9 protein-coding genes are annotated in these 12,905 nt (G+C 32.3%); all 9 read right to left on the bottom strand.

The features are described 5' to 3' along the window. Positions 1-27 precede the first annotated feature (27 nt). Positions 28-1,755: a solute carrier family 26 protein gene (locus WG950_RS11045; RefSeq protein WP_340932351.1), complete on the bottom strand. Its 1,728-nt coding sequence runs from the start codon at positions 1,753-1,755 to the stop codon at positions 28-30. Then, entirely contained in the window at positions 1,755-2,777 is a 1,023-nt protein-coding gene (gene ruvB, locus WG950_RS11040) for a Holliday junction branch migration DNA helicase RuvB (protein ID WP_340932350.1), read from the bottom strand. The genes WG950_RS11045 and ruvB overlap by 1 nt, the downstream gene beginning before the upstream one ends. Before the next feature lie 103 nt (positions 2,778-2,880). Beyond that, positions 2,881-4,662, bottom strand: a complete 1,782-nt coding sequence (locus tag WG950_RS11035) for a cytochrome c oxidase subunit I (protein WP_340932349.1) — start codon at positions 4,660-4,662, stop codon at positions 2,881-2,883. Positions 4,663-4,695: 33 nt separating this feature from the next. Continuing rightward, a complete protein-coding gene (locus WG950_RS11030; protein ID WP_077810256.1) occupies positions 4,696-5,703 on the bottom strand; it encodes a cytochrome c oxidase subunit II in 1,008 nt (335 codons plus the stop codon). A gap of 37 nt (positions 5,704-5,740) precedes the next feature. Then, positions 5,741-7,192: a quinol:cytochrome C oxidoreductase gene (locus tag WG950_RS11025; RefSeq protein ID WP_340932343.1), complete on the bottom strand. Its 1,452-nt coding sequence runs from the start codon at positions 7,190-7,192 to the stop codon at positions 5,741-5,743. Between the two features lie 27 nt (positions 7,193-7,219). Next, positions 7,220-7,768: a cytochrome c gene (locus WG950_RS11020; RefSeq protein WP_340932340.1), complete on the bottom strand. Its 549-nt coding sequence runs from the start codon at positions 7,766-7,768 to the stop codon at positions 7,220-7,222. 10 nt (positions 7,769-7,778) lie between these two features. Continuing rightward, complete coding sequence (locus tag WG950_RS11015; protein WP_340932338.1) at positions 7,779-8,306, bottom strand: DUF3341 domain-containing protein; 528 nt, start codon at positions 8,304-8,306, stop codon at positions 7,779-7,781. 2 nt (positions 8,307-8,308) lie between these two features. After that, on the bottom strand, positions 8,309-9,772 hold the full coding sequence (gene nrfD / locus WG950_RS11010) for an NrfD/PsrC family molybdoenzyme membrane anchor subunit (protein ID WP_077810259.1): 1,464 nt from the start codon (positions 9,770-9,772) through the stop codon (positions 8,309-8,311). Between the two features lie 22 nt (positions 9,773-9,794). After that, positions 9,795-12,857, bottom strand: coding sequence for a TAT-variant-translocated molybdopterin oxidoreductase (locus WG950_RS11005; RefSeq protein ID WP_340932332.1), 3,063 nt, complete (start codon positions 12,855-12,857; stop codon positions 9,795-9,797). Positions 12,858-12,905 lie beyond the last annotated feature (48 nt).

Below are 12,905 nucleotides of genomic sequence, written 5' to 3'. Positions count from 1 at the left end.
TGATATTTATCAGTTTTAAGTTAAAGCTTAATCGTAAGCTTGATGTATATATTTCGCGTATTTCTCTTGATGCGATCGATCTCCGGTTTTATAGAATTTTACCGCTTGATTTGCGCGCATAAAGAAATGTTTTAAGTCAATAATTTCTAATATTCCACTTCTAAATAAATCGTCTCTTACAGGACCTTTAACACCTGCAAAATAGAATGTAATATTTCTTTTTTGACAATATTTAATTCGTTCTTTAAGCATTTCTACTCCTGTACTGTCTACTCTATTAATACTTTCTGCATCTAATACAATCAATTTTAATGCAGAACCTTTTCTAAACATCATTTCATCAAGTTTATCTCTAAAATAACTAGAGTTTGCATAAAATAATTGTGCATCAAATCTAAAAACTAGAATATCATCATCAATTACAACTTCATCAAATCTATTTTTATTTCTGTAAAAATTAGAGTTTGGCACTTTACCTAACTCTGCTACATACGGTCTCGAGGTTCTAAAAATTAAAATGATTAGAGATAAACCTACACCAACAATAATACCATATTCAATTCCAAGTAATAATGTGGCCAAAAAGGTTGCTAACATTAACCAAAAATCGAGTTTATTTGCTTTCCATAAAAAACCCGCTTCTTTAAAATTTACCAAACCAAATACAGCTACAATAATAATAGCTGCTAAAACTGTTTTTGGTAAATGATAAAATAAAGGTGTTAAGAATAACAACGTAATTACCACCATAATTACAGATATTAATGCTGCCATACCTGTTTTAGCGCCACTTTCTTGATTTATTGCAGATCTAGAAAAACTAGAAGTACTTGGGTATGCTTTAAATAAAGAACCAACCATATTACTAATACCTAATGCTATTAATTCTTGATTTGGTCTAATTCTATATTCGTCTTGTTTAGCTTCTAAAGATTTACCAATAGAAATGGTTTCTAAATAACCAACCATTACTAATGTTAAAGCAATAGGCATTAACTCTTTAATCTGATCAAAATCAAAAGATGGTAGTTCAAACTTTGGTAATCCTGACGGTATGTCTTTTACAATTGATACGTCTTCAAAGCATTTACCAAAGTATTTCATTGTGATAATACCAAGAATAACAACAATTAATGCATTCGGAATTTTCTTATTTATCTTACGAAAGAAAATAATTACGATTACAGAAAATAAACCTATAACAGTTGTATGATAATTATAATTACTAATATTATAAATAATATCTTCTAAAATTATCTGAATTTGGTCGCTCTGAACAAAATCTACACCCAATAAATTTCTAAATTGATTAAAACCAATTATCAATGCAACTGCAGATGTAAAACCTGTAATAACAGGTTTTGATAGAAAATTTACGATAAAACCGAGACTAAATACTCCCATTATAAACTGAATAGCACCAACCATTAAAGCCAATAAAATTGTAATAGAAATATAACTTTCAGATCCTGCCAAAGCTAAGGTAGAAACACCTGTTGCAACAATTAAAGAATCCATTGCTACCGGACCAATTGCTACTTGTCTAGAAGAACCAAAAATAGCATACATAATCTGTGGAACCAACGCACAATATAAACCATAAATTGGTGGTAAACCTGCAATTAAAGCATAGGCAATTCCTTGTGGAATTAAAATAATTCCTACAGTTATACCCGCTACTAAATCTCCCTTAAACAGCGAAGAATTGTAGTTTGGCAACCATTCTAAAATAGGTATTATCTTTTTTAAGTTCATTAAAACAATTCTCCTTGATTTGTTCCTTTTGTTCTTCCTAAATGCTTATATGCTAACTCTGTTACTTCTCTACCTCTTGGAGTTCTCATTATAAATCCTTGTTGTATAAGAAAAGGTTCATAAACTTCTTCTATTGTTTCTGTATTTTCAGAAACAGCAGTTGCAATTGTACTAATACCAACAGGTCCTCCTTTAAATTTATCGATTATTGTAGCCAAGATTTTGTTATCCATTTCATCCAAACCATGGGCATCAACATTTAATGCTTTTAAAGAATATTTAGCTATTTCAATAGTGATATTCCCTTCACCTTTAATCTCTGCAAAATCTCTAACTCTACGTAACAAAGCATTCGCAATTCTTGGAGTTCCTCTGCTACGACCAGCAATTTCAATCGCTGCTTCCATAGAAATAGGAACGCCTAAAATGTGCGCACTTCTTTGAATAATAGTGGTTAATAAATCCGTTTTATAATAATGTAATCTACTACTAATTCCGAATCGTGCACGCATTGGTGCAGTTAATAATCCAGATCGAGTGGTAGCACCAATTAAAGTAAAAGGTTCTAAGTGAATTTGAACTGTACGTGCATTTGGCCCAGATTCAATCATTATATCTATTTTGTAATCTTCCATTGCAGAATACAAATACTCTTCTACTATTGGACTTAAACGATGTATTTCATCAATAAATAAAACATCTCTTTCATCTAGATTTGTAAGTAATCCTGCTAAATCACCCGGTTTGTCTAAAACAGGTCCAGAGGTAACCTTAATTCCTACTTCTAATTCATTTGCTAGAATATGTGCAAGTGTCGTTTTTCCTAAACCAGGAGGACCATGAAATAATGTATGATCTAAAGCTTCATTCCTTTTATTTGCTGCTTGAACAAAGACTTTTAAATTATCAATAGCTTGATCTTGACCAGTAAAATCATCAAATGATAAAGGTCTTAACTTCTTTTCAACATCAAAGTCTTCATTAGAAAAGTTACTATTGTCAGGATTTAAATTTTCGTTCATAAAACAAAGATAATATTATTTAAAATACTAAAATGTAAGTTTTGTTACACAAAAAAAACCTTTCCATTGCTGGAAAGGTTTTTTAAATTATATTTTATAATTATTAAGATGGTTCTTCACCGTCTAATAATGGTGTTGTTTGTAAAACAAAATCTTCACCATGTAAATAATCACTATCATCATCATTAGGATCTACACGCTTACTGTAATCATATGCCCATCTATGAACTTCTGGTATTTTACCTGGCCAGTTACCATGTACATGTTCTACTGGTGTTGTCCATTCTAAAGTGTTTGATTTCCATGGATTTTGTGTAGCTTTTTCACCTCTATACATAGAGATAAAAAAGTTAGCAATAAAGAATATCTGAGCAATACCACCAACCAAAGCAAAAATAGTAATAACAACATTGATATCTGCTAAATCATCAAACATTGGAAAGTTAGTGTTTGTATAATATCTACGTGGTAAACCTGCTAAACCAATAAAGTGCATTGGCCAGAATACTCCGTAAGCACATATAATACTTAACCAGAAATGCCAATAACCTAAAGTCTTATTCATCATTCTACCATACATTTTTGGGAACCAGTGATAAACACCAGCAAACATACCAAAGATTGCAGAAACACCCATTACTAAGTGGAAGTGAGCCACAACAAAGTAAGTATCGTGAATATTAATATCTAAAGCAGAATCTCCTAAAACCAATCCTGTTAAACCTCCTGTTACGAAAGTAGAAACTAGACCAATAGAAAATAACATCGCTGGATTTAATTGTAAGTTACCTTTCCACAACGTTGTTACGTAATTAAACGCCTTTACTGCAGAAGGGATTGCAATTAATAAAGTTGTAAATGTAAACACAGATCCTAAGAAAGGATTCATTCCTGAGATAAACATATGGTGACCCCAAACAATTGTTGATAAAAATGCAATTGCCATAATAGAACCAATCATTGCTCTATATCCAAAAATTGGCTTTCTTGCATTTGTAGAAATAATTTCTGATGTAATACCTAATGCAGGTAATAATACAATATATACCTCTGGGTGACCTAAGAACCAAAATAAGTGTTCAAATAATACTGGTGATCCTCCTTGGTAGTGTAATACTTCACCAGAAATAAAAATATCTGATAAGTAAAAAGATGTACCAAAACTTCTATCGAAAATCAATAATAAAGCAGCCGATAATAATACAGGGAAAGAAACTACACCAATTATTGCTGTAATAAAGAATGCCCACATTGTTAATGGCAATCTTGTCATTTTCATTCCTTTTGTACGTAAGTTAAGAACGGTAACTATATAATTTAATGATCCTATTAAAGAAGATGCAATAAATATAGCCATAGAAACCAACCATAAAGTCATACCCATACCAGAACCAGGAATGGCTTGTGGTAAAGCACTTAATGGAGGATAAATAGTCCAACCTGCTGCTGCTGGTCCTGCCTCAACAAATAAAGACATAACCATAATTACACTAGATAAGAAAAATAACCAATAAGAAACCATATTTAGGAATCCTGAAGCCATATCTCTAGCACCAATTTGTAATGGAATTAATAAGTTTGAAAAAGTACCACTTAATCCTGCTGTTAATACAAAGAATACCATAATAGTACCATGTATTGTAACTAATGCTAAATACATATCAGGATCCATAATACCATCTGTTTGGTGAGATCCTAAAAATGCTTCAACAATCGAAAAAGAAGTATCTGGCCATGCAAGTTGTAAACGGAATAACATAGACATTAAAACGGCTATAATACCCATAAACATACCAGTTACTAAAAACTGTTTAGAGATCATTTTATGATCTTGACTAAAAATATATTTTGTTACAAAAGTTTCTTTATGATGATGTTCTGACATAATCTTACTTGTTTGTAGTAATTTTATTATAATTTATTTAATAACTTCAGCTAATGTTGGTTGTTCTGATAACCACTTGTCATATTCTTCTTGTTCTACAACAGTAATTTTCATTTGCATATTATAGTGAGATGCACCACAAATCTTATTACATAATAATAAATAATCAAACACATAAGGATCTTCGCCTTTAGCTTTTCTTATTTTATTAATACCAATAGACTTTTCTATAACTTCTGGTTGATCTCTCATTTCTAAAGTCGTGTACTTCGGTGTAAATCCAAATTCTGTAACCATACCAGGCACACAGTTCATTTGAGCTCTAAAGTGAGGCATATAAGCTGAGTGTAACACATCTTGAGAACGGAACTTAAAATGAATTTTTCTTCCTTTTGGTAAGTACAACTCTGTAACTTGTTTGTCATCTGCAGAATTTTTATCAGACATATCAACCCCCATTGTGTTAATACCTTTAATAAAGTTTACATTACCTAATCCTAAAGTGTTATCTGCACCAGCATAACGAGCATCCCATCTAAATTGTTGAGAATAAACTTCTATTACAATTGGATCTTCTGCGTCAGATAAATCCATTACGTTATTCCATTGCCATAAACCGTATCCTATTAATAATACTAAAACGATGGCTGGAGTAACTGTCCAAATAAATTCTAACTTATGACTGTCTGCATAAAACTTAGCTTTTCTGTCTTTACTTCCTCTATACTTAAATGTGAAATAGAAAATTAAGAATTGCATTATAAATTGAACAATACCAATTAACCAAAAAGTAATATCAAATAAGTTGTCATCATGCTCACCTTCATAAGAAGCTGATTCAGGCAACATAATTACGTTCATAAAAATTAAACAGTAAATCATCATAGCATATAGAAAAGCCATGAAAGCAATTGCAAATTTACCTTGAGCAGCATTATCTTGATCATTGGCAATAGAACTTCTAAAATCCATGATTCTAGTAATTTGCCAAACGCTTACACCAATTGCAACACCTATAAAAATATAAAATAGAGCTAGCATATTTATCTTGTCTTATTTATTTTAATTAAATTATTTATTAATGATGATCTCCTGAATCTTCTCCAGAATGTTCAATATTATAGTAATGGAAATGTTCACTTTCTGCTAAAAATGGATTTCCTTTTGGTACAGGATTCGCTTTAGCAAAAGAACTTAAAGTTGTATAAATTATTAAGCCAATAAAGAATAATAAAGCACTAATTTCTGGAATTCCGAAGAACCATTGTGCACCAACTGTAGATGGCATCACCATAATAAATATATCAATATAATGTCCTGCTAATATTACAACTCCTCCAATAAAAACAAACCAAGGTTTACTTTTAAAATCACTATTAATTAATAATAATACTGGAAAAGCAAAGTTCATAATAACCATACCTAAAAATGGTAATTTATACTCAGTAAATCTTGCTACATAATATGTTGTTTCTTCTGGTATATCTGCATACCAGATTAACATAAACTGAGCAAACCATAAATATGTCCAGAATACTGAAAAACCAAACATAAACTTAGCTAAATCATGAATATGACTATCATTAACTCCTGGTAAAGCATTTTTAGATCTTAAGTATATTGTAAAGAATGCAATAACTGTTAAAGCACTAACTAATAATGTAGATAATACATACCATCCAAATAATGTAGAGAACCAGTGAGGATCTAATCCCATTATCCAATCCCAAGACATCATAGATTCTGTAATCATAAATACAAATAAGAAAATAACAGACGCATTATAATTCTTCTTGTATGTTTTGTTACCATCATTTGCAGTATCTTCTTTAATAGAATTTTTTCTGATGAAAAATCTATAAGCATTCCAAAGGATTAAATAAATTATACTTCTTACAAGAAAACCAGTTGAATTTATCCACCATGATTTACCATCTACAATAGGATCGTAGTTTTCACTTGAAGGATCAAAAGTACCTTCGGCCATCCAAGGGAATAAATGATTTAAATGCATTACAGAGGCAATAATAACAATTGCCATTAAGATAGATACAGGTAATAAATTTCCTGTAATAGCTTCCATAACTCTTAAAATAACTACAGACCAACCAACTTGTGCTACTCTTTGAATTGCATAGAAAGTTAAAACTAATAAAGTTAAACCAAGAGAAAAGAACAATGCTACATAAAATGCAGACCATGGTCTATTTTGTAATTGATGTAAAACATGTTCTGCATGAGAATCATCGTCATGAGCACCATGACCACTCATTGTAGTGTCAACACTTCCTTCTCCGTGATGAACACCAGAAGCATTATTATCTACTTTTGAACTATCTGCATTGTGAGGAGCCTCGATTGCATCACCATGTGAACCACCATGACCATCATTACTAGCTGCTTCAATTGCATGTTTAGCATCTTCTATAGTAGTTTGTGAACCACTGTAAAAACTGAATGCTATTCCTATAACACCTAAAACAATAAGTGCTAATGAGAATGTCTTTAATTTACCTGAGAATTGATACATATCTTTCGTATTCTATCTTTTTGTATTTTATTTTAACAAATCTGCACGTAAAACTTCTACGTATTGAACAATTTGCCAACGCTCTTTATAAGTCAATTGAGAAGAATGAGATCCCATCAAACCTTTACCGTGCATAAGTACATGATAAATGCTTCCTTCTGTAATATCTCTATCTTTATAATTTGGTACACCTGCAAATTTTTCTGAAGTTGCTAAGTAACCCTGACCGTCTCCTTTTTTACCGTGACAAGAAACACAATAAATGGTATACATTGCTTTACCATTTTCTAAGTTCTCGTCATTTTTTTCTAATGGAGATTTAACTTCAACCTTAGCTGTATCGTATCCTTCAATAGTATCAGGCACATCATATGCTGGTGCTCCGCCTCTTGGAATTGTACCTGCAACAGGTTTGCTGTTTACAACGTTACCATTAACACTTTCTTCACCGTCTGCATTGTAAGGTATAGATTCATACATGTCTGGCATGTATTGAACTTGTCTATTCTTATTGTCGTTACAAGAAATAATACTTGTAAAAACCATTAAACCGATAATTAATTTTAAATTCTTCATTATCTATTTATTAGTGCTTATCTACTACATTAATTTCTACAGCTCCTGTTTTAGCTAATAAAGAAGTTAAAGCTTCCTCATTATTATGTACAGGTATTTCCATTAAAAAATGATCATCTGTAGTTCTTGGATCTGGGTTTTCAGCTTCTTTAAATGGCCAAATTCTACTTCTCATGTAAAAAGTAATTACCATTAAGTGTGCAGCAAAAAACACAGTTAATTCAAACATAATTGGTACAAAAGCTGGCATGTTTTCAAACCATAAAAAACTTGGTTTACCACCAATATCTTGCGGCCAATCTTGAATCATTATATAATTTGTTAACCAAATTGCAACTCCTAATCCAGTAATACCATAAAAGAAAGCTGTAATAGCTAACCTTGTTGGTGCTAATCCCATAGCTTTGTCTAGACCATGAACAGGAAATGGACAAAATACTTCTTCGATATGATGGTGTTCTGCTTTAACAGCTTTAACTGCATCAACTAAAACTTCATCATCCGTATAAAATGCATGAATAACTTTATTAGCTTCCATATTTATTCGTTTATATTGTTATCTAAGTTTTCCTTTTTAACAGCTGTATTGTTAACTACAATTGCTGGTTTAGTAGGAATACCTTGTTCGCTTCTCTTCTTGTAAAATTCACCTGAAGACTTTAATATCGTTTTTACTTCTGCTTGTGCTATTACAGGGAAAGTTCTCGCATATAATAAAAATAATACAAAGAAAAATCCAATTGTTCCGATAAAGATACCAACATCTACAAAAGTTGGTTCGAAACGCCACCAAGTAGAAGGTAAATGACCTTTACTTAATACAATCGCAATAATATCAAAACGCTCAAACCACATACCAATATTGATAAATATTGAGATTACGAAAGTCCATATAAAGCTTCTTCTAATTTTCTTAAACCATAATAACTGAGGAGTTAAAATGTTAAAGAATAATAAAGAATAGAATGCCCAAGCATAAGGTCCTGTTGCAGCACCTACAGATAAATATGTATAGTTTTCATAAGGAGAACCTGTATACCATGCGATAAAGAATTCTGTTGCATAAGCTACAGCAACAATACCACCTGTTAAGATAATTACAATATTCATATACTCTACGTGCATACGAGTAATGTAATCTTCTAGGTTAGTAACTTTTCTCATGATACCTAATAACGTTTGAACCATTGCGAATCCTGAAAAGATTGCTCCGGCAACGAAATAAGGAGGGAAAATTGTTGAGTGCCAACCTGGATTAATAGATGTAGCAAAATCCATTGATACAATCGTGTGTACAGATAATACCAAAGGTGTAGCCAAACCTGCAAGTACTAAAGAAACTTCTTCAAAACGTTGCCAGTCTTTTGCTCTACCAGACCAACCAAAAGATAATAAAGCATATATTTTCTTCTGAAAAGGTTTAACAGCTCTGTCTCTTATCATTGCAAAATCTGGTAATAAACCTGTCCACCAGAAAACTAATGATACAGATAAGTATGTAGAAATTGCAAATACATCCCATAACAATGGTGAGTTAAAGTTTACCCACAAAGAACCAAACTGATTCGGTATTGGTAAAACCCAAAATGCATTCCATGGTCTACCCATGTGAATAATTGGAAACAATCCTGCTTGAAATACAGCAAAAATCGTCATTGCTTCTGCAGAACGGTTAATCGCCATTCTCCATTTTTGACGGAATAATAAAAGTACTGCAGAAATTAATGTTCCTGCGTGACCAATACCTACCCACCAAACAAAGTTAGTAATATCCCAAGCCCATCCAATGTTCTTGCTCAATCCCCAAACTCCAATTCCTGTTCCTACTGTGTAGAAAATACATCCAAATCCCCATAACATTGCTGCTAAAGAAATATAAAATGCTATATACCAATTCTTATTTGCTTTACCTTCGATAGGTTTTGCAATGTCTTCGGTAATATCGTGGTAACTTTTATCACCTAATACTAAAGGTTCCCTTATGGGTGCTTCGTAATGAGACATGTTTTTATATCTTAAAAATTAATTACGCTTCGTTTGTGTTTCTTACTTTAACTTGATAGATTACGTTTGGCTTCGTTTGAAGGTAATCTAATACGTTATAAGCTCTTTTATCTTCTGCTAATGCAGCTACTTTATCTTCTTTGTTATTAACATCACCAAAAACCATTGCTCCTGTAGTACAAGCAGAAGAACAAGCCGTTTCAAATTCATCAACATTTACCTTACGACCTTCTTTTTTAGCTTTAAGAATTGTTGCTTGTGTCATTTGAATACACATAGAACATTTCTCCATAACTCCTCTAGAACGCACTACAACATCAGGATTTAAAACCATCTTACCGTACTCGTTGTTCATATTGAAATCAAACTCGTTGTTATTTGCATAATTAAACCAGTTAAATCTACGAACTCTATAAGGACAGTTGTTTGCACAATATCTTGTACCAACACATCTGTTATACGCCATTTGATTTTGACCTTGACGACCATGTGAAGTTGCTGCTACTGGACAAACAGTTTCACAAGGAGCGTGATTACAGTGCTGACACATCATTGGTTGAAAAGTAACTTCCGGATTTTCTGCTTCAGTTTCTAAAGCCTCATAAGTAGCTCCTCTACTTAATCCTAATTCTTTTGCTTCTTCTCTAGTTTCAACTTCAGAAGAGTAATATCTATCAATACGCAACCAATGCATATCTCTACCAACTCTTACTTCATTTTTACCAACTACCGGTACATTATTTTCTGCATGACATGCTACAACACATGCCCCACAACCTGTACAAGAAGTTAAATCTATAGATAAATTAAAGTGATGACCAACTTCTCTGTTGTGTTCATCCCATAAATCTATTGTATTTGCTTCTACTTCTTTATGATCATAAGATACATAAGCTGGCTTGTTCCAACCATGATGATGATCTTTTGGATCTACATTCTTGTAATCTTTTAATGAAGTAACTTTTAAAATATCGTGACGTCCTGCAATTGTTTTCTGTACTTGAGTACAAGCAAACTTATGAGTTCCAGATACTTTTTCTATAGAAACATTATATTGAATGTTATTACCTCCTTTGTATAAAGGATAAGCGTTAACACCAACTTTCATTTCGTCTTTTAAACCGAATGTTTTACCAAAACCTAATGATAAACCTACAGAACCTTTTGCTTGTCCTGGTTGAATCATTACTGGAACTACAACTTCTTCACCGTTTACGGTTACTTTTGCGTAATCTCCATTAATTGCTCCGTTATCTTTAACAGGGTTTTCAAAACCTAATGCTTTAGCATCTGCTATAGACATTGTTAAGTAGTTATCCCAAGAAGCTCTTGTAATTGGATCAGGGAATTCTTGTAACCAAGGATTGTTTGCTTGTTTACCATCTCCTAAACCTGTTTTAGTATATAAGTTTAACTCCATTTCTGAAGCTTTTGTACTCTTTTTTAAGTTTGATGCAACTTCTGATATAGAAACTTCTGAAACAAATTCAGATACAGAACTAGCATCAACAGCTTTACTGAAATAACCATTATGTAAAGCTTTATTCCAAGACGAACCACCTAAAACATTATCAGACCAAAATGACTTTAAGAAATCATAGTAATTAGTAGAACTACCAGACCATTTTAATAAAGTATCTTGTACTTGACGCGTGTTGAATAAAGTTTGAATTGTAGGTTGCATTAAACCGAAGTTTTCTTCAGAAAACTGAGTATCACCCCAAGACTCTAAGAAATGTGGTGCAGGCAATGCGTATTCCATTGTATTTGTTGTAGCATTGTTTTCTACAGACAACGAAACCTTTAAATCAACTTTACTTAATGAATCTGTAAACTCAGCTGAATTTGGCAAAGTATAGGCAGGATCAACATTAACAGCTAATAAACCACCAACATTACCTGATTTCATATCAGAAACTAACGCTTCTACATCTTTAAAATTACCTTTACGGATATTTAAAGAGTTTTTAGCATCTAAAATCTCACTACTTAAATATTGATTGATTGCTAAAGAAATCAATTGAGCATTAACATCGTTAACACCTGTCATTACAACACCTTTAGAATCAGCCTTTTTCAAAGCTTTTGCCAACTTCTTAATTTCAGCATCAATAGGAGTACTATTAGACGCTACTGAATTTCCTGTTAACTCTTTGTAAAGATTCAACAATGAAAAAACAACATCAGAAGGTTTAGCTACCAAACGCTTATCTGCATTGGCACCACTTAAAGACATATTACTTTCTACCTGAACATGGTAAGACATTTTACCTGTTTCTGGTTTTCTACCATCAATATACGCTTTCTCAAATCCACCATGAAAATCTCCTAAGAAATCTGCACCAAAAGAAACTATTGTTTCAGCATTTTGAAGCTTATAATTTGGCAAAGCTCTCCTACCATACATTTTCTCAAAAGCATCTGCTGCTGCTGATTCTGAAACAGCATCATAAACAACATGCTTAGCGTTAGGATATGTAGTTAAGAACTCACTTATAACTTTATCTGTAGAAGGGCTAGCCATCGTTCCTGTTAACAAAACAACTTGCTTACCTGCTTCTTTAAGACTAATTAATTTTTGACCTATTTCCTTATCTGCTTCAGCCCATGAAATAGCTGCTCCAGCCTTAGTAGGTTCCTTCAAACGTAACTTCTCATCATATAAAGAAAGAACTGAAGCTTGCACTCTAGCACTTGTTGTTCCGTTTGCTTCTTTATTAGGCATTATTTGAATTGGTCTACCTTCACGAGTTTTTACTAAAATATTCGCAAAATCATAACCATCTGCCATAGAAGTAGCGTACCAATCTGCTACACCAGCAATAATATCATTTGGTTTAACAACATAAGGAATCGATTTAACAACCGGTCCTTCACAAGCTGCTAATGAAGCTGCCGCTGTAGTAAAGCCAACATACTTTAAGAAATCTCTACGAGAAGTAGAAGACGCCTCTAATGTTTCTTTATCTCCTAAAAAATCATCTGCAGGAATATTCTCTACAAATTCATTTTTACTCAGCGTTTCAACAACAGAACTATCTTTTAGTTCTTCAACACTTTTCCAGTATTTTTTGTTTGAAGCCATTTATACTTTTTTATTTAATGATTGAAAGATTTATAAAATTGATCAACA

This window comes from Polaribacter marinaquae, from assembly GCF_038019025.1.
Classification (GTDB): domain Bacteria; phylum Bacteroidota; class Bacteroidia; order Flavobacteriales; family Flavobacteriaceae; genus Polaribacter; species Polaribacter marinaquae.
This window is presented reverse-complemented; position numbering and strand designations above follow the sequence as displayed.